This window comes from Luteolibacter arcticus, from assembly GCF_025950235.1.
Classification (GTDB): domain Bacteria; phylum Verrucomicrobiota; class Verrucomicrobiia; order Verrucomicrobiales; family Akkermansiaceae; genus Haloferula; species Haloferula arctica.
In genome coordinates, this window is record NZ_JAPDDT010000028.1 from 1 (window position 1) to 23822 (window position 23822).

11 protein-coding genes are annotated in these 23822 nt (G+C 63.8%); 1 reads left to right on the plus strand and 10 read right to left on the minus strand.

The window, feature by feature from the left end; translation table 11 throughout:
• Positions 1–171: 171 nt before the first annotated feature.
• The 10 genes from OKA05_RS28340 to hrpA all read right to left on the minus strand — a co-directional run bounded on the left by OKA05_RS28340 (position 172) and on the right by hrpA (position 23235).
• A complete protein-coding gene (locus OKA05_RS28340; RefSeq protein ID WP_264490597.1) occupies positions 172–2679 on the minus strand; it encodes a VWA domain-containing protein in 2508 nt (835 codons plus the stop codon).
• Positions 2680–2685: 6 nt separating this feature from the next.
• The gene (locus OKA05_RS28345; protein WP_264490598.1) at positions 2686–4422 is read right to left on the minus strand and encodes a vWA domain-containing protein; all 1737 of its coding nucleotides are present in this window, start codon (positions 4420–4422) and stop codon (positions 2686–2688) included.
• A gap of 190 nt (positions 4423–4612) precedes the next feature.
• Positions 4613–5509, minus strand: coding sequence for a DUF58 domain-containing protein (locus tag OKA05_RS28350; RefSeq protein ID WP_264490599.1), 897 nt, complete (start codon positions 5507–5509; stop codon positions 4613–4615).
• Positions 5510–5562: 53 nt separating this feature from the next.
• The gene (locus OKA05_RS28355) at positions 5563–5988 is read right to left on the minus strand and encodes a hypothetical protein (RefSeq protein ID WP_264490600.1); all 426 of its coding nucleotides are present in this window, start codon (positions 5986–5988) and stop codon (positions 5563–5565) included.
• Positions 5989–5991: 3 nt separating this feature from the next.
• Positions 5992–6972: an AAA family ATPase gene (locus tag OKA05_RS28360; protein WP_264490601.1), complete on the minus strand. Its 981-nt coding sequence runs from the start codon at positions 6970–6972 to the stop codon at positions 5992–5994.
• A gap of 109 nt (positions 6973–7081) precedes the next feature.
• Positions 7082–8704 (minus strand): hypothetical protein, encoded by a 1623-nt coding sequence (locus tag OKA05_RS28365; RefSeq protein ID WP_264490602.1) that lies wholly within the window; start codon positions 8702–8704, stop codon positions 7082–7084.
• Positions 8705–8865: 161 nt separating this feature from the next.
• Entirely contained in the window at positions 8866–17694 is an 8829-nt protein-coding gene (locus tag OKA05_RS28370) for a tetratricopeptide repeat protein (protein WP_264490603.1), read from the minus strand.
• Between the two features lie 364 nt (positions 17695–18058).
• Entirely contained in the window at positions 18059–18457 is a 399-nt protein-coding gene (locus tag OKA05_RS28375) for a hypothetical protein (RefSeq protein ID WP_264490604.1), read from the minus strand.
• Between the two features lie 206 nt (positions 18458–18663).
• On the minus strand, positions 18664–19497 hold the full coding sequence (locus tag OKA05_RS28380) for a type II and III secretion system protein (RefSeq protein WP_264490605.1): 834 nt from the start codon (positions 19495–19497) through the stop codon (positions 18664–18666).
• Positions 19498–19572: 75 nt separating this feature from the next.
• Complete coding sequence (hrpA, locus tag OKA05_RS28385) at positions 19573–23235, minus strand: ATP-dependent RNA helicase HrpA (protein WP_264490606.1); 3663 nt, start codon at positions 23233–23235, stop codon at positions 19573–19575.
• Positions 23236–23336: 101 nt separating this feature from the next.
• Between hrpA and OKA05_RS28390 the strand changes: the two genes are divergently transcribed.
• Positions 23337–23768 carry a hypothetical protein gene (locus OKA05_RS28390; RefSeq protein ID WP_264490607.1) on the plus strand — a complete coding sequence of 144 codons (432 nt, stop codon included), beginning with the start codon at positions 23337–23339 and terminating at the stop codon, positions 23766–23768.
• The last annotated feature ends 54 nt before the right edge of the window (positions 23769–23822 follow it).

The following is a 23822-nucleotide window of genomic DNA, read 5'->3' on the forward strand; positions in this document are numbered from 1 at the left end:
CCGGCACGCGGTGGCGAACAAGCCCGGGCAATCCAGCGAACTCAGAAAGCGTGCCGAACACTATTGGCATCTTGCCCCAGTCCGTTGAGGAGGCGTCCCGCCTCCTCTCTTCCAACCGGGGCGAGACGCCCCGGCAACGGACTGGAGCGAGACGCTCCAGCCACAACCCCACTAAACCCTCCGCAGCACGATCCCCGCGATCATGAACACGATCGCCGCCAGCCCCGCCCATGGCAGCGCGCTGGTGCGAATGCGGACCACCGGAATCCCGTCGCGAGGTGCCGCGAACGCAAAGCTCTCGACCTTCGCCAGCGTCACGTCCGGCTGGCCGGAGAGGCGATACTCGGCCGGATATCCGCGTTCCCAACGCAGCGTCTTCACCTTGCCACGCTCAGGATCGTGCAGACGCAGCGTGAGCCGTGGTGCCTCACCGGGATCGACCCGCACGCGGTAGCGGCCGATGCCGCTCTCCTCGATGCTAACAGGAAACTCCTTGCCCGTGTCATCGAGCGCGTGACCGGTCCATGGCACTGCTGAAAGCGCCCGACCCGCGTCATCGGTGGCGCGGACGTCGATGTCCCACCGCCCACGCTCGCGATGCGAGGCGGTCTCGATGCCCACCCACTCCTCTTTCCGCAGCGCGCCGCGGAAGACCTGAGCCCAGAATTTCCCGCAGCCCTGCCACGCCAGCCACTCGCTGCCCCAGCGCTCGGTCAAGTCGCCGGTGAAGGCGATGCCGGTGCCGAGGCCGAAGCGTCCCACCGCTAGCAGCGGGTCGCCCGACTCGACGGCTAAAAGCACCTGCGCCGTCGGCTTCGGACGCGCCATCACGTAGCCGAGCACCGGTGGGAAGGCGGCGCTTTCGAAGCCCGCCATGATCGGATGCTCGGTGACGCTCGCCGGCTCGTAGAGGTCCTCTTTGATCGCCGAGCGCGAGGCCTGCATCGTCTCGCGAGTGAAGATCTGCGGCACGTTCTCCGGCGTATCGGACTGATAGAAGCGACCGCGACCGGCCTCGGCCATCTGCGAGAGCAATTCGCCGGCCGCGCCCGAACCCATGGCCACGGTCGAGACGGTCATGCCGGAGTCGGACATCTCGCGGCACAGTTCGACGATGTTCATGGGATCGAACTGGCCATCCGTCAGGCCGATCACATGCTTCAGCTTCGCGCTCGCGCCGCGCAGGATGTCGCGGGCCTGCACGATGCCGGGCTGCATGTTGGTGCCGCCGCCCTCCGCGATGGAATCGATCGCCGCGGCGACCTGCGCGCGGTTGGCCGCGGAGGTAAGGTCGAGCACGAGCTGCGGCTGGTCATCGAAGGCGACCACCGCGATCTGGTCCTGATTGCCTAATAACTCCGCCGCGCTTCGTGCCGCCTGCCGGGCCAGGGCGAGCGGCGGGCCGGACATCGAGCCCGACTTGTCAATCACCAGCACCATCGCCAGCGAGGGCTTCTCCTTGTCCTTCTCGAAGCGCGAGACCAGCGGCAGCACTTCTTCCACCGGTGTCTTGAAATAGCCGCCGATGCCGAAGGTATTCTCCGAGCCGGTCATGATCAGGCCACCGCCGAAGTCGGTGACGTAGCGCTTCAGCGAAGCCATCTGCTTCGGCGACACGGCGGTCGCGGGGACGTCGGCCAGCATGATTGCATCGAACGCGAGGATCTCTTCGAAAGAATCCGGCAAGCCGCGGGCACCGCGGGTTTCGAGCGTCACATCCTGCTCGCGCATCAGGCGCTCGAAAGGCCGCATCTGGGCCGGCTTCTCGTGGATCACCAGGATGCGTGGCTTGCCGCGGACCGGCAGCGTCATCGACAGGTGGTTGTTGGCGGGGAACCAGTCGTCATCGGGAACAAGCTCCGCATCCCACACCGTGTCGCCGGAGGTCACCATCCGGACCTCGGCATGACAGGCGGTCTCTTCCTTGGCCGTCAGCTTGATCGATTGTTCAGCAACCGCCACGCCGCGATGGATCAACCGCAGCTTGGCATTCATGTCGCGATTCGACGCGACCTTCACGGTGAAGCGCACCATCTCGCCCTCGAAGGCGAGCGGCGTGCCGGCTTCGATCGAGGTGACGGCCGCCTCCGGCTTGTCGAGCGAGCCGAGCTTCACGAAGCGCAGGTCGGTCTTCTCCGCGCCGAGCCGTTCGGCGGCTTCCGCAACCGGACTCTCTAACAAACCATCCGAAAGCACCACGATGCGCCGCCCGCGATTCGCTGGCAGGTCGAAACGCGCACCAGCCAAGGCACCCGCAAGATCCGTGGAGGAGCGGAACACCGCATCGCCGCGGCCGGCCTCGCATTCGGCGATGAATTTCTCCGCCTGCTCGAAATCAGTGCGCTTCAACTCGCGGGCGAACAGGAATAGCGACCAGGTGTCACCGGCCTTCAGGCCTTCGATCGACTTCTTGATCCCCGCAACACCCCGCCGCATCTCGCCGGGATCGACCGACTCGGAGCCATCTAACAAGAACGCGACGTGCACGTCATCGCTCTTGCGGGTGAAGAAGGGCCGGCACAACGCGAGGATCAGCAGCAGCAGCGCGATGAAGCGGCACGTCGTGGCCGCCAGCTTCATGGCCGGCGGTCGGTCCACCAGCGAGCGCCGGTAGACGAGGAAGAACAGCGGCAAGGCGATCGCCAGGCCGAGCAGGGGCATCCAGGTGAGCAGTTCCATGCGGGATCAGCCGGCTTTGCGGCGATGATAGAGGAGAAATTCGAGAACCAGCAGTGCGATGGCCACGAGCAGCAGCCAGAACGAAATCGGGTAGCCACGCTCGACCGAGGTTCCGCTGTCAGCGGGGCCGGTGCCATCGAGCACGGTCTCCGAGCGCTCGAACAAGGCACCGCCGAACCAGCGCGGGCCGGCGGTGGTCGTCGCGAGATAGTGGCCGAACTTCGCGACCGTGAAATCCCCGGCGGGCACCGGATTGCCGTCGGGCTTGGTCACGGGGCCGCCGGCATTCACTCGCGATCCCGTTGGATGGGCCGAGCGAAGGACCGGCCCGCGACCGCTGAGATCGAGCGCCGCACCGTGGACCAATGCGGGAAAGGCGGGCGAGAAGAAGAACTCGCCCTTCGCTGGATCGAGATTCACCACCAGCGCGTCGCGACCTTCGACCCGCGCTTTCCAGATCAGCGGCTTGCCGGTCTCCGAGGTGGCGAGCACCAGCGCGCCTGCCACCGGTGTGAGATCGCGCGCACCTTCGAAACGCATCGATTCAAGGTCGAGGTGCTTCGTTACCGGGTGACCGGGGATCTTCGATTCGGCGGCGAGAACCTCTATCTCCCCTGCCCCGCCGGTCCAGAACGGCGACTCGCCGGTCGGTGCGAAGATGATCTGCCGCGGGTCGCTGGTCGCGCTGCCTTGGGCGATGGTCACGTCGGCGTCCTTGTCAGCGAGCGCAAGCAGACCACCCGTTAGAGAAAAGGCCTCGACGCAGCGCTGGAAGAATACTGGCTGGGGCGCGACGACCTTCACGGTCACCGGCTTGGGTTCGGCGAGGCCGAGCGCGACGGTGTTGTCGGTGGCCAAGGCATCCGGAAACCTCAGTTCGGCTGTCCAGCGGCCGGCGGTGGCATCGTCGATGTCGAGCGTGTCGCTGGTTTCCTCTCCGGGCTTGAGAGTGACCGGCACCAGACGAGCGAGGCCCATTTCATCGTGGCGGAGCTCGAGTTCGGCACTCGTCTCCTGCTTCACCGAGGAGGCAATGCGGTAGAAGAACACTGCGCCGCGGGTCGTGCCCGGCTTGCGGTCGAGATCGGCGGCGATGAAGCCGGCATTCGGCGCGGACGGCGCGAGGCGCATGATCTCCACGCCGGGATCGAGCCCCTCCCAACCGGGATTGCCGTCGGTGATGAGCAGCACACGGCCCGCACTGCCGGCACCGCGGGCACAGGAATTCAGAGCAGCGACGGTTTGCGTCTCCACCGGCACATCGGCCACTTGCAAGCGCGCGATGGCCTCGGTCAGATCCTTCGGCGAATCGCTGGCGTGGCTGAGGAAATCGAGCTCCCCCGAAGCGGTGGCCAACGCGGCGCGGCGAGTGCCATTCAGCGCGCGGACGATATCGCGGGCGCGTTCCTTTGCGGCTTCGAGACCATCCTTGCCGCCGGTCTTCGCCCGCATCGATGGCGAGGTGTCGATGACAATGAGCAGATCGCGCTTGTCCTGCGAAGCCGGTCGCGGGCCAGCGGCGGCGAGGGCGATGGCCCCGAGCGCGAGCGCCAGCATCAGCAGCGAGAACAAATCGCGCAGCCGCTGGAAGAGCGACGAGGCCTTCTTCTCCTGGAAGATCTTTTCCCAGAGGAAGAGCGCGTTCACCGGGAAGCGACGCGGCCGTACCTTCAGGAAATACGCCGCGGTCAACGGCGCAAGCGCCGCAAGCATCCACAGAAAGCTGGGGGAGATGAAGTTCATGACGCTTGGAGCGCGGAGGCTCCGCCCCGCAGAAGCACGTGGCTGGCGAGATTCGAGAATGCGGATGACCGCGGGCCTTTCGCTGAGGAAGCGAGGGACGGACTGGGCGGGGCGATTGAGCACCCACCTGAAAGCACGCCGCGAGGGACCACTCTGCGGGCCGGGGGCTCCGCGCTCCCAGTGGGGACGCTCACGCTGCGAGCCCCCCTCTCTGCAAGATCGCGCGGATCACCTCATCAAAGGCTTCGCTATCAAGCGTGCGTGTGAAGCCGATGCCACGACGCGCGCATTCGACGCGCAGTTTCTCATTCCAATCCGCCACCGCAGCGGCGTAGGCATCGAGTTCGCGGCTGGTCACCGTCACCTTGCGCCGCTTGCCGGACTCGACGCACTCCAGTTCCAAGTCGCCTTTGCGGTCGCATCTCAAGTCCTCCTCGGACAGTACTTGGATCGCATGCACGTCATGACCGAGACCGGACAAGCGCTTGAGACCTTCTTCAAAGCCGGTGGGGTAGAAGAAGTCGGAGATCACGACCACCAAACCCTTCTTGCGATGCCGCGCCTGCAAGGTCTTCACGCAAGTGGAGAAGTCCGTGTCCTTGCCGAAGCACGGCGCACTTTCCAGCGAGCGCAGGAAGGTAAGCACCTTGCCACGGCCACGCGAGGCTTCGAGAAGTGGCCGCAGCTCATCCGCCATGGCATAGCAGGCGACGCGGTCCTGGCAATTCAACCCGATATAGCCCAGCGCCGCCGCCAGCTTGCGCGCCATCGCCGTCTTCGTCTGCATCGAGCGGCTCATGTCTAACAAGAGGTAAACGGTCGCGTCTTCCTCAAGTTCAAAGAGCTTGATGACGAGCTCGTCGAAACGCGCATAGACCCGCCAGTCGATGGCGCGGTAGTCGTCGCCATGGCGGTACTCCGCGTAGTCCGCGAAGGTAATGCCTGTGCCCTTGCGGGTGCTCTTGCGGTCCGCCTGCATCGACCCGCCGAGCACGCGGCGAACGAGGAGGAAGAGTGTCTCCAGGCGACGAATGAACGCGGCGCCGGTCAGTTCGCCGGGTGGCAGGGATTCGAGGGGTTCGGGCATAAGAGAGAAACTCGAAATGCTTGAGATAAAATCTGGAAATTGGCGGCCGAGGCTCAGTTCAAATCAATCATTCCAGGACCTCTACAAAGCTGATCAATCAATTGCTCTCGCTGAGCTTCAAGCTTTGCGGCTTCTATCCCAACTTCCGCAAATCCTTCTTGGATTCCATCAAACAAGAAATTCAAGGCAGGCCGCGCGAATTCATCACCCCGCGGGATAATGTCGAAAGGTAGAAACAAGCTGAACTCAATCGATCTACTTTTTTTAAATACAGTTGGCCCCCGAACTTCAACACAGTCGATCTCCTGCTTGGCGCTAATGCGGAACATCATGCTCCAGTCGCCTCCAAACTTTCCGATGAATGATTCGGAAGCAGAAATTAGCGGACTGATCTCGTCGGAGATTTGACGTTGAAACCGAAGTGACCACGGAAACTCCACGCCTGGCTCGATGTATATTTGCCCGAAATAAACGTTCATTTCTCAGTAAGCTCCTCGGATCGCCGAGCGGACGAGGTCGGTCGGCTTGATTCCTTCGGCTTCGCCTTCGAAGGACAGGATCAGGCGGTGGCAGAGTGCAGGCGGCGCAACGGTATCGACGTCTTCGCGTGCAACGTGGAAGCGACCGTCTAACAAGGCACGCACCCGAGCGGCGGCAAGCATGGCCTGGGCAGCACGCGGGCTGGCACCGTGGCGGACGTATTTCTTCACCTTCTCCGGCGACTTGTCGTTCTCCGGATGGGTATTGCGGACGACGCGGATGAGGTGATCCTGCACATCCTTCGCCACCGGGATCTCGCGCAGCGTGCGGCCCATGCGGAGGATGTCCTCGCCGTGGGCTACCGGATTGATCTCGGGCGCGCTGTTGCCGCCGGTGCGGTTGAGGATTTCCGCGAATTCCTCGTGGTCGGGGAGGCTAACGTTGAGCTTGAAGAAGAAGCGGTCGAGCTGGGCCTCGGGCAGCGGATAGGTGCCGTCGTTCTCGATCGGGTTCTGAGTGGCGAGCACGAAGAACGGGAGCGAAAGCGGATGGCTGATGCCAGCGACGGTGACGCGCTTCTCCTGCATCGTCTCAAGCAGCGCGCTTTGCGTCTTCGGCGTGGCGCGGTTGATTTCGTCGGCGAGCAGGATGTTGCAGAAGACCGGGCCGGGCTGGAAGACGAGCTCGCGTCGACCATCGCGGTCGGAGAGCACCTGGGTGCCGACGACGTCGCTGGGCAGCAGGTCGGGCGTGAATTGGATGCGGCCGAACTTCAGGTCGAGCGCCTTGGCGAGGGTGTTGACCAGCGCGGTCTTGCCGAGACCGGGAACGCCTTCGAGCAGCACGTGACCGCCGCAGCAGATGGCGGTCAGCACGTGCTCTACGATGTCCTTCTGGCCGACGATGAACTTGCCGACTTCATCGCGAATGCGATTGAAGGTCTCGGCGAACTGAACGGTTTCGGTTTCGAGGGTGGCGGGCATGGGGAAATTGACGATTGGAAATTGTGGATTGAAAATTGCGGGTCTTGGATGCGAATCGCGAAGTGGTCGGGTCAGGCGACCGAGCACCCGAAGCCGCAGAGATCGGATTTCATTCGGTGGGAGCCTCTCCGGTTTCGTGGACACGTTCGAAGTATTCGCGGACGCCGAGCTTGAGCTCTTCCGGGATGTCGTCGCGGCGGACGAGGGATTCCATCTGACGGCGGAATTCGCGCTGTTTGTCCACCCCGGCGCGGCCCGCGATGCCGGTGCCGCTTTCGGCGGACTCGACCGAGTTGGAAGACGGGCCCTCGGCGTTCGGGTTGCCCTTGAGCTGGGCGAGGTTGTTGTTGTCCTTGAGCTCATCGCGCTCGTTGCGGCGGCTTTCGACGCTCCCCTTTCCGGCCCCCTTTCCTCCCGCATCGGGACTCTGCGCCATCGATTGACCGAGACCTAAGGTCTGGCTCTGACCTTGGGCAAACTGGCGGGCCTCGCCCATTCCGGCCCGGAGCTTGCCGAGCTTGTCCTTTGCCTTCTGGCGGGCACCGAGCTGTCCGAGGCGATCTCCCAGCTTGTCCATCTTGCCGCCGAGCTTCATCGCCATCGCCTCGGCATCGGGATCGAATTCGCCCTGCTCCATCTTCGCGCCGAGCTGGCGGGCCTCGGCGTCGATGTCCTCGAGCATTTCCTGCAGCGGCTGTTGGTTGCCCTCGGCCATCTGCGCCTGCTCGCCGTCCATCTTGTCACCGGGCTTGGGAGCCTTGCCAAAGTTCCGCTGGCGCGCGCCATCGGCCATCCGCTTGGCCATCTCCTTGGCCTTGGCTGCGTTCTTCTTGAGCTGCTCCAGTTCCTCCGGCGTCATCTTGTTCTTCGCCTCGGGCTTCATCTCGCCAAGTTCCTGCTTGGCCTTCTCGAAATCCTTCGCGTCGAGCTGCTTGCCAAGCTGGCGGGCATCGGCGAGCGACGACTTCGCAAGCTCTTCCGCGGAAAGCTTCAGCACCGCCTCATCCTGGCGGGCTTCAAGTCCCTGCATCGCTTTGGCGAGTTCCTGCTCGAATTTCGCGATCTGCTTCTCCGCCTCGCGCTGGTCCTTGGTCTCGGCGAGTTGCTTGGCGAGCTCGCGCAGCTTCGCCGGATCGAGCACCTTGCGCTCCTCCTCGCCGAGTTCCTTGATCAATTCCTCCACCGCCTCCTCGACCTGCTTCTTCACCTCCGCGCTGCGCTCGGCCGTCATCTGTTCGCGGGCGAGCTTGTCCCGCACGGCCTGGCTGTGCGGCAGAAAGGCAAGACCACCCGCGATGACGGCCAGCAGTACACCGGTGCCATACGAGCGCTTCGGATGAACCAGCGGCACGCCGGCTGGATCCAGCGAAGAAACCCTGGCCACCAGCATCTTCTCGTGGAGCTGATAGACCTCGCCCTCACTGCCCTTGGCGCGGAAGCCGAGCCACGACAGGAGACCATCTTTCAGGCCAAAGGTTTCATCGGCAGCCACGGCAGCATCCGTCGAGTTCCGGCGGGAAGCCATCAAAGCGATCACAAAGGCAAGCAGGCCGATGCCGCCGGCTATCGCATAGCCAATCCGTGGGGCGGCGTAGCCGAAGATCCGCCACGCCACCGCCCACACCAGACACGCACTGGCAGCCGCGAGCAGACACCGCGCACCGATGCGTGAGGCGACGCCACGGTCGAGCCGGTGGCGAACGGCGTCGAGGAAGGAAGCGAGCGAGGTCATGTGCGTAGGAAAAGTTAGCCGGAACTACGTGAGCGGCGTGGATGAAATGAGTGTGAAACTCGGAAGAATACGGGTGGAGCGGAATTCATACCGCACGCGGGGCGTCGGAGAATCTTCTGCGGAAACAACTCCGCGGTCCCGGTGGCATGGGCTCTCCTTGCTCATTTCTTTGGCTCCGCCTTCTTGATCAGATCCTGCATCCACTTGCGCTCTTTTTCGTCGAGGTCGTCGAGTTTGATCTCCTTGGCGATGGCCGCGGCATCGGCGGTCTTCTTCTGGCGATCGTCGAGGTACTTCGCGCGGTAGGCCCGGGCATAGGCCACCGACTTTGCATCGCCGCTCGCCTTTGCCGCGGCATCGGCGGCATCAAAACCTTTGATGGCATTATCCCGCTCATCGGTGCGCCAGCCAATGATGCCGGCCTTCTCCGTGAGGAACTTCGCCTTCATCGGATGGTCGGCCGGCAGGGCATCCACCACCACGAAAATATCGTCGCGGGTGAAAGCCTTGGAGTCCATCAGCCCGGAAAGGACGGTCGGGTGGGTGATCTCGCGCTTGAGCGTCGCGGGATCCGTCAGCATCGCGGTCAGCAGTTCCCGGCGCGGTTTCTCATACTGCGCATCGCTGAGACAGGACTCGTGGAGGGTGGGAAATGCCTGCGCGATGGTGTGCCCCTTGCGGACAGCGTCGTAGCGCTTGCGCGTATCGGGTGGCAGCCCATCCAACCAGCGGTCGAAGGCCGAGCCGTCACCACCCGCGAGCTGCGACATGATGCCGAGCGCGATCGCGTCGCGCTGCCTCTCCTTCTGATCGAAGCCCAGCAACACCTCGCAGAGCTTCAGGGCTTGCGCGGCGGCCGCCTTCTTCTTGTCGCCTTCCAGTTCATGGATGCGACGAATGAACAGCGTGGCTTGCCAGTCGAAGAAGCGGTCCATCTGCTGGCCGCCGTAGTACTCGTTGTTACCGCCGGAAGTGACCTGGAGCGACTCCACCTGCTTGATGAGACCGGATGCATCCCCGGATTTCTCCAACTGGCACCGGGTGCTGCGGCGAAGCAATGCCTCCATCACCGCCTGCTCCTCCTGGTCGATCGGGTTGCCGCCATTGTTCGAGTTGTTCATCGCCATCACCAGTGCGCCGAGATCGGTTCCCCGGGTGAGCGCCTCGAACTCCCCCTCAAGCTCCGTGGCGGAGAGTGGCTCGACAGAGATGGCGGCGAGAGACTCCATGCGCGACACCCGCGGCTTCGGCGCTTCCGCGGCGAATCGCTTCGCCAGTGCGCCGAGCCGCTCCGGGCGTTTCACGGATGGCGCGGCCGCGTCTTTCGCATCCGGCAGGCATGATAGGAGGCACTCCATGCGGAAGCGCTGTGCAGGATCCTCGACCGTCTTGAGCCACTCGGGCAGGGCCGCTTCGATCTCCTTCGAGAAAGCTGGCGGCTGCAAGTTGCCCGGCTTCTCATCGAGCACCAGTCCCCTCATTCCTTGATGGAATTCACCAGGCCGGGCGAGCAGCAGCTTGGCGGAATCGCCCAATCCGCCCTGCCAGAGCTTCACCGCCAAGTCCAGCCGCCCGCGCACCCCGGTGCCAGCCCGCGCCGCCTTGGCAATGCCCGCTGCATCTCCGGCGCGCAGCGCCAGCGACAGGTTCATCGCCGTGATCGAACCGCGTGCCTTGTCCTGGTCACCACTGCCATTGGCGAAATCGACGCGACTCTTGTCAAAGGCATCCAGCAAACGCTTCCCATCCTCCGGAGTGATGCTTTTCCACCCGGCGAAACGACCGAGGGACGGCACCGAGGAGTGGCTGGCCCACGGGCGATCCGGTGTCAGATAGCTACAGAGGAAATCCGCCATGGCCTTGGCGCAGGCCGGATCGTCGAGTTGCTCGATCGCCTTGTTTTGGAGCAAGTCCGTCATGACGTCGAATCTCAGCTCGGCGGGAATCTTCGGCTCCGTCACGAAAGCGGTGAAGCTTACCCTGAAATCCGCCTTGCCGGCATCGTCAAGCCGGTCCCCGCTTGAGGACAGCACGGCAAGCCTCACCGCATTGGCGTAGGCGGGATCGATCTTCTTCAAGTCACCACCGGTCCACGCGGTCAGCTTCTCACGCCAGCCCGCCGGATAGTTCCACGAGCTCTGGTAGCGCATCCGGGCAATCACCATCACCCCCAGGATCGGGCGCAGCTCGGCGGCGGTTTCCTTGCCAAGCAGGGCGTAGAGACCGGCATCCGGGTGCAGGCCTTCGGGCAACTTGACCTTCTTGATCTCCGCCTCGCGGCGCTTCGCCTCCTCGCGGAAAATACGGTCCGTGTAGTAGTTGAAATTGCCCTCATACTGGCCGAGCCTTGCCGCCGATGGCTGCTTGCTGAAAGCCGCGAGGAAGCCACAGAAATCCGGCAGCGAGGTCCTGCGGTTGAGCAAGAAGTTGATCATCTGCGAGTGGGCGTAGCTCTCCGCCGAGGTCGTGAAGCCGCCGCTGCTGGACGACCAGCCCTGCGAGTTCGCGCGCATCTGATCGAGGCACTTGTCCCACAGCTTGGCCGCCAAATCCGCATTGCCACTGACCAGCCGGCCAATCAGCGGCTGGATCTCGCCATCGGAGGAATAGGGCCGGAGATTCTGCGGCACGCCGTCCTTGAGATATTCCTCGGCCTTCTTCTTCGCCTCACTGTCGCCCTGCTTGAGGTTCTCCGCCAACTGCTTCCGCACCGGGGCGGAAGCTTTTTCCGGCGCCTCGGGCAGCCAGGTGGCGATGAAGCCCCAGAGATTCTCCCGATCGGCGCGCGACCACTTGTCGATGACCGCCTTTTGGCGGTCGAGCTCGGCATAGGCGACCTCGGGTTTGTTCGCGAGCACGGCACCGAAGATGCGCGCCCAGAAGCGGTCCGGCCCTTCGACCTTGACCAGTTCTTCCCCGAGCTTCGCCGATCCATCCCGTTGTTTCAGGCGGGTCAGGCCGTAGTCGAGCAGGCTCTTGCCATTGCCGTCCTTGGGATCGGCGACCGCATCCGGACCCGGGGCGAAGTAGCCTGCATTCAACAGCCGTGACGCCGCCGGATTGCCATTCCCCCCCGGCCCATCGAGGATCTGGTACCAGTTCAGCGAGCCGAGTGACAATTTGTGAGCAGCCACGAATCGCATCGCGCACACCGCGGTCGCCTCGTTGCCATTGAACGCCGAGAATAGATTCTGGAAGGCGTTCTGCCGCTGGTTCGGGCCCGGCAGGTAGATGTTGCTGTTGCGGAGCTCCGCGTAGAGCGGCCACGCTTCTTCCGGGCCCAGGATCTTGATGGCGAGCCGGTGCATCGCGGCGGTGCGGGCCGCCGTGTCCTTCGCCTCGTCCACCGAACGGGCAAGCTCCTGGCTGAAAGACTGCGAGTCATAGATGCCCTGGCGGAGTGCTTCGCACATGAAGTCCTCGATCACCGCGCGCAAGTCATCGCGTTTCGCCGCCGCAGCGGCACGGGAGATCCATTCCAGCTCCAGGGTCGCTTGCTGCGCGCGTTCGGGAGCTTTCTTCTTCCACTCTTCGAATTTCTCCACACCTGGCGCAGCGGCGATCGCCTCGCAGGTTTCGATGGTCTTTGCCCAGTCGCCTCCTTCCTTGGCAAGGCCCAGGAGGAATTCCTTGTTGTAGGGTTCCATCACCTTTCCTTCCGCCGCCCGATGCGTCAGCCACGCCGATGGCATCATCCCTTGCGGCGAGCCGCCGCCGGACGACGAACCATTGCCGCGCACCCACGACCACATGTAATCCCGGCGGTTGGAGTAATGACGCCGGTTCATCGGCGGCGGCTCCAGACGGATCACCGAACGCATGGAAGAGAGAGCGGCAGCATCCAGTTCCTCCGTGGTCGCGCCGAGCACTTCGCGGGTTCCAGACAGCAACACGAATCCTTGCTCGGCCGTCTGGGGATGCCGCACCATCGCGCGGAAGATCCGCTTGCAGAGATCCGCCCGGCGTTGCGAGTGCTCCTTGTGATACTCATTCCCTTCGGCCGCTTTCTTGAAAAGTGGGGTGAGTTGAACCTCCACGTAATCGTCGGAGACAAACTGGGCCATCATGAAGTTCACCCAGGACAGGTTGCGCTCGCTCTTGAAGCTCGGCTCGAGATTTTCGAGTAGTCCCGTCATCGCCTCCAGTCCGTCAAGCCTCCGGCCGATTTTGTCCGCGCCCATCCAGGAGGAGAAGAGCGTGGAAATCATCTCTTCATCGAAGTCTCCCTTCGCCAGCTCCTTCGCCTGAGTGAGCTGGTCCTCGGGCTTGAGCACCGAGTAGAGCGCGGTCTTCACCATCAGGTCATCCGGCTTCTCCTCCGCCAGCTTGCGCAGCCATGGCTCCGCTTCCGACTTCTGCTCCAAGGAAATCAACAGCAACGCGTGATCGCGCCGACGCTTGAAGCTCGCTTCGCCCGCCGGCGCACTGAGCCGCACCATGTCCTTCTCCAGCTTGAGCGACTTCGCGCTCTTCATCAGGCGCTCCGTCTCGTAGCTGGCATTCGGGTTGGTCGCCATCTGGCGCAGGCTGGCAAGCAGGAGGCGTGCGGCAGCATCGCGCTTGCCGTCCTTGACGAGCCGTGCGGCATCCTCGCCGCTCTGGCGGTTGTTGGGATTGTTCCGGTAGCTGCCGTAGCGATTGCGCATCGCGCGGCTGGCAAAGCCGCTGGCCGGGCCGCTCGTGAAGCGTTTCGCTTCTTCCTCCATGCCCAGCGCGGTCAGCCAGCCGGCGACCTGCGACTTGAGCTCCGGATTGAAGGAAGCCGTCTTGCGCATGCGCAAGGCCGCCCGCCGTGCCGGCTCCAGATCCACGTCCTTCGCCTGCGCCTTGGCAAGACTCACGCCGGTGGTCACCAGCTCCTGCTCCACCCGTTCCCGCCACGGTCCGGCATCCCCGGCATCGCGTGCCTTCAACAACAGTGCGTAAGCTTTCTCCGGCGACTTCTTTGCATGGAAGTACGATACCAATAGGAGTTCCTCGGTCCGCGCATCCGGAGCCGCCTCGATCGCCGCGATCTCGCGCTCGACTTCCTTGGCCTTCCCCGCCTGCTCGTAAATGCAGATCCGCTGCAGCCGGTCCTCCACCTTGCCAGCAACGGCAGCCAAGGCTTCCACATCGACCGGCTTCTGCCGTGCTTGGCCGGGGTACCCGGGTTCGGGGTCGCCGAGCAATTTCAGCAGTTGGCGGTGCTTGTCGGTCATGGTTCCGCTGCCGTCGTTCCGGTTCCCACCCAGCAGGCTGTAAACTTGCGGTGCCAGTTCGCCGAGCACCTGCGGATAGCCTTGGCGGTTGCCCATGCCACCCATGTTAAAGCCGTAGTTCATCCGGTAGCGGCTGGCCGCTTGCTGGGCTTTCGCCGGATCGCGCTTCATCTCCGCATTCATGCGGTTCAGCCATTCGATCCCGCGTTCCAGCCGGCCATCTCTCATCCAGCGGCCGGCCAGTTCCATGGCATACCAGTTCCCCGTCAGCCCGCCCGGGATCTTTTCGAGTTGGGCGATGAAAAGCTCCTCCGCCTCCGTCTTCACCTCGGCCGGCACCTTGTCACCGGCGAACGCGATGGTCTGGAGCTGATAGAAATTGTTCTTTTGCTTGTCCTCATCCAGCCGCTTGTAGAACTCCAGCCGCTGGCGCGCACCTTTCTCGCCAACGCCATCGTCACCGTCCAATGGCAAGCGACCGGCCATCCAGAACGCCAGCTCGGGATCATCCTTCGCAACCAGGTCCACGCCGCGCTGGATCACCAGGTTGAAGTCCTTGTCGGGCTTGCCTTGGTTCTGATTCGAAGAGGCAGCCTGGAGATACCAGCGGAAATCGTCCGCCGTCGCCTTGTCGCTCATTACATGGGTCTTCAGCTCCTCCGGCTTGAGGAAAAAGACACGCTTGAACGACTCCAGGTCCTCGAAGTGGCTGGACGAAACCTTCGCGAGGATCGCAGTCCGCTTTTCCTCATCATCCTTGGCGAGCAGGATGAGCTGCGCCAGCGCCATGCGCCGCAGTGCATCCGGCGTCGCCGGCAGCGGCACATCCCCCGGCTGCGTCCCGCCGTAGTAACCGTGGCGGTCCGGATCCTTGAAGCTCAGCACTTGCGATTGATACTGGCTGAACTCCGGCATCGCCTTGCGGGAAACCACCTGCTTCCTGCCAGTGGGATTAACCCCGGAGTGACCGTAGTAATTCATGCCCTGCGCCATCGGTGGCGGCGCGTGCTTCAGCTCGCCATCGGCTTCCAGCAGCCCAGCGAAGCGGGCGATCGCTTCGTCCTTCTTCTCGTTCTCTAACAAAATCACCGCGTGCATGTAGGACAGCCGCCAATCGTCCGGATGCGCGGCCGATTCCCGGGCCAGCACCGTGGCAGCGGCCTCCCATTCCTTTGCCCGGGCCAGGGGCATCACCAGCTTCTCAAGCGTGCGCGGGTCGGAAGACTTTCCGCTCTCCGCCAATTCGCGCAGGCCTCGCTCGGTCTCACCCTGGCGGATCCAGAAGGCGGAAAGCCGGCGCCGTGCCTCCGGCGCTTCCGCCGTGCCGAGCATCCCGCGCAGGATTTCCGCCGAGGCATCCGAGTTGCCCGCCGCCTCCTGCAGGTCGGCCATGCGGAACTTGAGCGCGGCATCGTCCGGCTTGCGGCGGGAGGCCTCGTCCACGCACTTCAACTCGTCATCCGGAAGCTGCCACTCGCGATACATGTCGGCCAGCGCTAGCAACGGCAGCGGCGACGAGGGATTGTCGCGAGCCCGGCGGCGGAAATCAGCGATCAGCTCCTCCTCCTTGCCCTCGGTCTCCGCCATCCGCGCCAGACCGGCGGCCCACTTCAGCTTCGATGCCGGCGACTCCGCCTCATCGTAGAGTGCGGTGAAACTCCGCCACGCCTCCTCCATCATGCCAGCCTCGCGCTGTGCATCCGCGAGCTTCTCGCGCAGCTCTTCCTCGCCACCAAATTTTGCCAGCGCGCGCCGCAATTCGGCCACCGCTTCCGCCGGCCGGCCATCGCCCAGGAGAAGCTCGGCACGCTTGGTCCACGCCGCCTTGTCGCCCGGCGCGAGCTTCAGCCACTCATCGGTCGCCTCCAGCGCCTTCGTCGAATCGCCTCCTCGCTCTAACAGCTCCACCAGCTTCTTCACGTGCGCCGTCTTCATCCCGCCGGGCAGCACCATCATCTCGCGCATTGCCGCGACCGCCGCCTCCATGTCGCCGCGGATCTCGTGCAGGCGCACCCGCTGCGTCGCCGCGAGCAAGCTGTCGTCCGCCGCCATCGCGTCCTTGAGCACCTTCTCCGCCGCGATGCTGTCGCCCAGCGTCTCGTGGATTTCGGAAAGCAGGCAGCGCTCCTGAAGCGTCAGCTCTTGCTTGGCCGCCAGCTCATCCAGCCATTTCTTCGGCTCCTCCGCCCGCGCAATCAAGGAGCTTGCCAGGCGCAGCGCCGTGTCCAGATCGGTCGGCGATTTCGCCTGCTTCACCAGCTCCATCGCCTGCGGAACCGCGGCCTCCGGACTATCGCTGAGCTGTGCCGCCTGGCAGAGCGCTGCGAGCAACAACGGATCATCCGGGAAATCCTTCACCCGCGGTTGAAGCATCGCGAAGGCCTCGCTCGACTTACCGTGCGCGGAAAGGGAGCGCGCGATCCGCAGCAGGCCCTCCCGGTCCGCCGCGGCTGCCATCTCCTTCCACAGCGCCACTGCCTCGTCGCCCTTGTCACGGGCCACCAGGAAGGTCGCCAGCGCTTCACCCGCCTCGCCGCCCTTGCCGTGCTTCACGGTCGCCTCACGCAGTGTTTTCTCCGCGTCGTCGAATTTCTCGAACCGCTCTAACAAACGAGCCCGCGCCACTTGGCCGGCCTCGTCGGCCGGCGTCAGCGAAATCGCCTTGTCCAGGGCGGCCTTCAGGCCCGCATCATCCTTGAGCGCCTTCCTGAGTGCCGCCAGCCGTTCCCACAGCGCGACATCCTCCTTCGCCGTCTCGATCAGGGCGGTCAGCTCTTCCGCCGCTTCCTTGGGACGCTCGGCGCCCTCTAACAGACCAATGAATTCCTCCCGCACCTCACGGTCGCCGGGCATCACCTTCAGCACTTCGCGGAACATCGCGATCGCCTCGTCCTCCTCGCCGGAGGCCAGCATCGCTTTCGCCGCATCCTTCTTCACCGCCACCCGCCGCGGATAGGCTTCGCGCAGGACGCCCAGGAAATCCTTCAGGCCGGCCGAGTCATCTTCGCGGGAGAACAAGGCGCCTGCGCGTGCAAGCACCTCGCGTTCGAGCCACGAACCCTCGGCCGATACGGCGAAGACATCGCGATACTCTTTCAGGGAGTCTTCCTTCTTCCCGGCCTGGGCCAGGATCTCCGCCACCTGCAGGCGCCGCAGCGCTTTCTTGTAAGGATCGTCCGTCTTTTCCGCCAGCTCGCGCGCCGCGGTCACCGCTTCCTCGAGCATCCCTTCGCCGATTTCCAGCTCGACCAAGTCTTCCTTCAGTCCCTCGTCGGCAGGGTTCCCGGCAATGAGTTCCTGCCACGCCTTCACCGCCTCTGCCGGGCGTCCTGCCCGCGCCAGCATCTTGCCGCGCAAGGTCCCGGCTTCGACGCCGAGGGCCTTGTCCTTGGCCGCCACCGCGAGATCCTCCAGCGCGGCGTCGAACCGTAATGCCACACCGAGAGCCTTGCCACGGGCCAGCCGCGTCGCCGCATCGTCGGGTGCCAGCTTCACCGCCTCATCGAGTGCCTTGAGCGCGGCGGCCTCGTCGCCGGAGTGCTCATGATAAACCGCGAGCAAGCGCCAGTCCGCCGCCGCGCCTGCCTTCGCCCGCTCTTCCAGTTCCGGCTTCAGAGCCTCAAGCTCCTTTTCCTCAAGCCAGGCATCGAGCATGCGCCCGAATAGCACCGGGTTCTCCGGCTTCTTGAGCAGCATCGTGTGGTAGCGCTCCGCCTTCTCCGGAATCTCACCGGCGCTCAGGGGGAAGGCGAACGCAGCCAGAATGAGAATAACTTTCCGGTTTATCATGGGCGCAGGTTGAACGGTCGACCGCCTGAGGCAATTCGAATTCTTTATGTCTTTTTGTAGCCGAAAGCGCTTTGGGCGACGGCCCGCAATGCCACCGAACGAAAACGCCACCAACCCCTTCCCACGCCTCCAGAATCCTCGTCTTTACGACGATTTTACCGACCTCCGCCGACACCCGACCTTCCGAGGCTCTTGCGATCCCGTCGCGTCCGCGCTTCACCGGCTACGCTGACCCAGCACAATCCACTACCATGTCTTTACATGGGATACCCGGTGAAGAATCGCCGACCCATTTGTCCCGGATCTTTCATCAACTCTTATCTTTCTCCAGGCGTGTCGCGGGTGCCTCTCGGCAACCCACCGCTCACGACCGCCGGCTCGTCGCCTTCAACTCCAGCAGGGTCGGCTCGTTGCAGTAGGGGCAGCGGAAATGTCCCTTGAATAACACGCCGAATGCCACCGGGAAACGATGGCTGCCCGCCACGCAGCGAGCATTCCGGTGCTTCGAGCAACCCTTCCGGGAAAGCACGGGCATCGCACATAGCGGGCACTTGCCGCCGGAGGCAAAGATCCACTGCAACACCGCCAGCACCGCCGCCGAGGCACCGATCGCCAGGGCAATCTTCGAATACCGGACCTCTCCCGACAACACCGCCGTGATCGACATCGCCACCGCGACCGGAATCAGCAGCCTGCTGAGACAGAGCAGCAGGGCGGCCAATTTCACCTTCACGATCACTTCGGAATGTCTCGGTCGATGCATGTCGAGGTTTGCGGCCCGGTTTATCCGGAGGGCTTCTATCGACTGGGTTCGCTCTTTTCGCAAATCAGAAGATCATGAAAAGTTTTCAAAATGGGGAATTTCCCCATGCCGTTCTCGATTGATGCCCAGGGCAGTTATTACACTTTTCCGAAATACATACGCTCAAGGCCCGATTCCACGGACCGAAATGGTCGTACGGGCGGAACTCACTCGGCCGCCACCGCGTTCACCTGAATCAATGCGACGAAATTCTTCCCGCATGACTCCGGGCTGCCACCCTTCCACTTCTCAAACTTCAGATCCTCCGGGGAACCAGCTGGCATCATCCCGCCCACCGCCATGAAATCCCCGTCATTCACCAAGACCGTCCGCGTCACCTGCCTCACGTCGAAGACCGGCATCTCGATCCGGTTTTCCGAAAGCGTCACCTCACGCGGGAACACGCCCTTGCGCTTGGTTTTGATCGGCGTCCCGTAGTTCACGAAGCCGAGGAACGCACTGCGCTTCAGGTCAAACTCGAGTGCGATCCGCCCGTCCGCCGCCGGTCTCGCCCGGTAGCCCAGCTCGACGCCGAGATCCCTCTTCTCGAACGAGGTTGGCGTCGCCGGTGTCACCGATTGGATCTCGCCGTCCACCACCTTCCCGACCACCGGTGGCCGGTATTCCGTCGGATAGATGAACTCCCGCACCACTTCCACCTCGCGCTTCTCACCGCGCTTTGCGGTCGCGGTCAGCGGGGCATGGTTGACCAGTTCGAAACCGCGCCGCTTGGACAGCGATGCCGCCAGCTTCTCACCGGTCGCCCGCGGATAGACGCCCGCCACGCCCGGCTCAGCTTGGCCTTTCACGAATCCGAAGCCATCCGGTGCGGTGAAAAAATACGCCTTCACCCCCACCGCGCCAGCCGTGCGGCTCACCGGCACACTCATGCGGTCCGCATCCGGCATGCCACACGAAGCCAGTCCGGCAAGGCAGATACCTCCTGCCGCGATCCACTTCAAGTTCCTAACAATAAACGTGCGGGGGCTTTGTGCGGGCATGCCATCACTCCATCTCCACCACTTCCCGGGGTCAAGCCACGAGCCTGGCCCAGTGCCCGCATGGGATGCCGCTCCTCAGAAGCCTTCAGCCAGACGCTTCTCGGAAACCTTCATCTCGACCGTGATGTCGGGAGCGAAGAGTGAGAGACGGAACTCCTCTAACAGCCACCCATATTCCCACAGGCCCGGATCTTCCGGCTTGGCAGTCCACGCGATGAACCACGGCTGCCAGAACTTCCGGACGCGCTCCATCTTCTCGAGATCCTTCACCAGCGGCAGGCTGGTGAGCCGGCCGAGCCGCGAGCGGATGCCGCGCAGATATCGGTCGTGGCTTCTCATCCGGGTGAAGCCGGCGCGCCACGCGAAGCGCGAGCGCAGCAGCCACGCGAGCTCTTCCTCGATGTCGGCGGCGACGGCGGAAAGATTGCGATCCTTCGCGTTCTCGTGAATCCACTGCCGTACCGGACCGATGGCCTCGAAGGTGCCGTCGAGCGACTTGCCGATGAGGTTGGCGGCCTCGAACCACTTGCCCTTCGCGTCCTTCAACTTCGCCGTGAACTCGACCGGCGAAGTAAAGCGTTTGCCACCCAACGCCCCTTCGCCGGCGAGGCCGATGAGGTCATCGAGCGATGTGCCTATCCGCGGCAGCTCGACCTTTGCCATCAGGCCGAGCGGATACTTTTTCTTCAGGTAAGCGACCTGATCCGGCTGTGCGAGCATCAGTAGCCGCACCTGGCCCGCGCGATGCGACTCGGCCGCCTCAGCCTGCCTGGAAAAGGCCCGCACACCGACGCTCGAGCCCTCATCGACCAACGCGGGAAACGCTGGCCCGGCGGTGGTTTCGATGCGCTCCGGCACGTCGCCTTCCGTCCATGCCTTCATCCCGGCACGTTCCCACTCGGCATTGGCCGCGGCTTCGAAGCGGTCTTTGACCACCTTGCCAAGCTTCGCCCGCAGCGCCTTCACATCCTTGCCAAAGGCGAGTTCGTTCTCCTCGTCGTCGCAGACCCAGATCTTGGTCACGAGTTCTTCCGGCAAACGCTCCAGGTCGAAGTTGAGGGGCTCGACGGTGAAGCCGGAGAACTTGGTCAAGTACTGCGCGAGTCGTACTTCGAGCGACGCATCCTTGTCGCGGTAGCGCCATTCATCGGCGAAGCCACGTGCGGCATCCGCGACCGGCTGGCACTCGCGGCGCAGATCCTTCGGCAGCGAGCGGATCAACCACTCCGCGCGCCACTCCAGATCACCCGGCACGCCCCACGATGGCAGCCAGTCGGGAAGATTCGGAAGCTGGTCGATGTGAACACCGAGCGTCACGCCATCATCCCGTTCGCCGGGCGCGGCACGGTAGTAAAGCGCATACTCCTCGCCCTCATGCTCAATCCAATCGGGATGCCCCTCAAGGTCGAGGGACTCGAGATCCTCCAACACCACGTCCTGACGATTGGCGAGGATCTGGTCCTCGTGCTTGCCGCGCCAGTCGTGGAAGGCCTTCGCCGTGCACATGCCCTGCGGCAGGCGGCTCTCATAGAACTCCATCACCGCTTCCTCACTCCACAGGCCGCCGGGGCGACGAAGCTTGTGCTCGATGCCCTCAATCTCCTCCTTCAAGGCAACGAGTCGTTCGGCGGCGCGGGACTTCCCCTTCACGCCGCCTTGCATCAGACCTTCTCTAACAAAAATCTTGCGCGCTCCTTCGGGATCGATGCGGCCGTAGTGGACCCGGCGGCCGGCCACGATGGGCAGCCCACCACAAAGAACCGTCTCCTTCGCATAAACCGCACCATGCTGGTCGTCCCAATGCCCATCGCCATAGCGCTTGGTGCACAGGTGCGGGGCGACCTGCTCGACCCACGCGGGATCGATGCGCGCGATACGCCGCGCCCACAGCCGCGTGGTCTCGACCAGCTCCATCGCCATCACCCAGTCCCAGCGCTTGCCGCCGAACAGACCGGAGCCGGGAAAGACCGCAAAGTGCCCGCCGGAGGCGCTGCGGTAGGCGCGCTCTTCGCGGTCCCACAAACCGAACTGCCGGGGAGCCCCGGCAAGCAACGAGCGATGGAAGACTTCATAAGATGCACCTTTTTCAACGGTCTCCGGTGCCGGCTTCATCTGCCAACGCAGCTCACGCACGACGAGTTCCTTCAGCTCGTCGTGGACGTTCGCCCATTCGGTGACGCGGCGGTAGCTGAGGAAGAAATCGCCGCAGAATTTCCGGAGTTGGTTGCGCTTCCAGCCACGGCCTTCGCGGAATCGCTGCAGGTCGAGCCACAGCCGCAGGATCGCGCGAAAGTCGGAGTCGGCGTCCTTCCAGCGGGCATGCGCGGCATCGGCCTGCTTGAGCTTTTCTGCCGGGCGTTCCTTCGGATCGCTCGATTCCAGCAACGCGACGACCGGCAGGATCTCCGCGAGGCAATGCTCGTGCCGCGCCTCTAACAGCATCCGTGACAACCGTGGATCGACGGGCATGCGCGCCATCGTCCGGCCGGATTCGGTGAGGTTCTTGTCCCTGTCCAGCGCGCCGACTTCCCGCAAAGTACGATAACCCTCGGAGATTGCCTTCGGTGCCGGCGGGTCGAGAAAGGGGAAGTCCTCGATATCCGGCAGCCCGAGCGATTTCATCCGCAGGATCACACCGGCGAGCGAACTGCGGCGGATCTCCGGATCGGTGAAGGGCGCGCGCTCGTAGAGATTCTCCTCCGAGTAAAGCCGGACGCACACGCCCTCGCGCACGCGGCCGCAGCGGCCTTTCCGCTGGCGGGAACTGGCTTGGGAGACTTCCTCGATCTGCAAGCGCTGCACACCGCGCGCCGGACTCCAGCGGCTGACGCGGGCGAGTCCGCTGTCCACCACGCTGACGATGCGCGGGATCGTGAGGGAAGTTTCCGCGACATTCGTGGCGAGGATGATACGGCGCTTCGAACCCGGAGAGAAGATGCGCTGCTGGTCGCCAAGACCAAGGCGGGCGAATAGCGGCAGGATCTCGGTATTGCGGTACCTTCTGCCATCGAGTGCGTCGGCGCATTCGCGGATCTCGCGCTCCCCGGGTAGGAAGACGAGCACGTCACCCATGGGATCGACATCGGTCAGCCAATCGACCGCGCGCGGGACATGGCGGATCAGCTCTTCCTCCTCATCCGGCGGCAGGAAGAATTCCTCCACCCCGAAGGTCCGGCCCTCGGCCTGCAGCACGGGCGCTCCATTGAAGAACGCGGCGAATGAACCGGCATCGAGAGTCGCGGAAGAGATGACCAGCTTGAGATCCTTCCGCCGATCTAGCAGCCGCTTCAGGTAGCCGAGCAGGAAGTCGATGTTGAGCGAGCGCTCGTGCGCTTCGTCGAGAATCAGCGCGTCGTATCGCTTCAGGTCCGGATCACCCTGAGTCTCGGCGAGCAGGATGCCATCCGTCATGAACTTGATCCGGGTCTCCTTCGACGTCTTGTCCTCGAAGCGCACCTGATAGCCCACGAAGCCACCCAGCGGGCCTTTCAGTTCTTCCGCCACGCGTTTCGCGACGCTTGCGGCGGCAATCCGCCGCGGCTGGGTGCAGCCAATGATGCGCCTGCTGCCGGCCAAGGCCTCGGCGACCATTTTCGGAAGCTGCGTCGTCTTTCCCGAGCCGGTCTCGCTGACCACCACGACGACGGGGTGCGCCTGGATCGCGGCCACGATTTCCCGGTGCATGCCGACGACCGGCAGGCTCTCAGGGTAGTTCAGCGGCGGCAGCGCGTCCGTCATCGCGCCGGGGACATAGACGGGACCGCGGCCTGCCACAAGCCCGCTTCCCGGCAGGATGTTTTGACCATGCCCCGGGACGCTCCTATGACTGGCCGGAAACCATGAAGAAAACCTTCATCGCGCTGATCGCACTGGCACTGGTGGCAGCCATCGTCTGGGGATGGGTCCGCTCCCAGCAACTCTCCCCCTATGCGCTCGCTCCCGTGAGCGAGGAGATCCGCCGGCTCGCCTCAAGCGCCAGCGTGCCGGTCATCGACGAGCGGAAGATCAGCGGAGCCTTGCGCGGCTCGAAGGTCAGCGCCTTCGACCGCTGGATTCAGAAGCTTTCGGGCAAGCCGCTCTACAACGATCTGAACGAGTATCGGTTGAAAGACGGCACAGGTGTCGTCCTCGTCAGCGTCTATCATTCGATCGGAAAAGTAGGATTGGTTGAAATCCGTCCAAGCCCCCCGCCCTCGCGCTCAGCCGCATCACTCCAAACCGGGCTGACGGCAGCGTTTCCGAAACTCGACTGCCGCCTCGAGGCTCCTTAGCCGACCAAACGGAACTCAACTTTCCGCGAGAGCAACAATGCGACAAACTCGCGG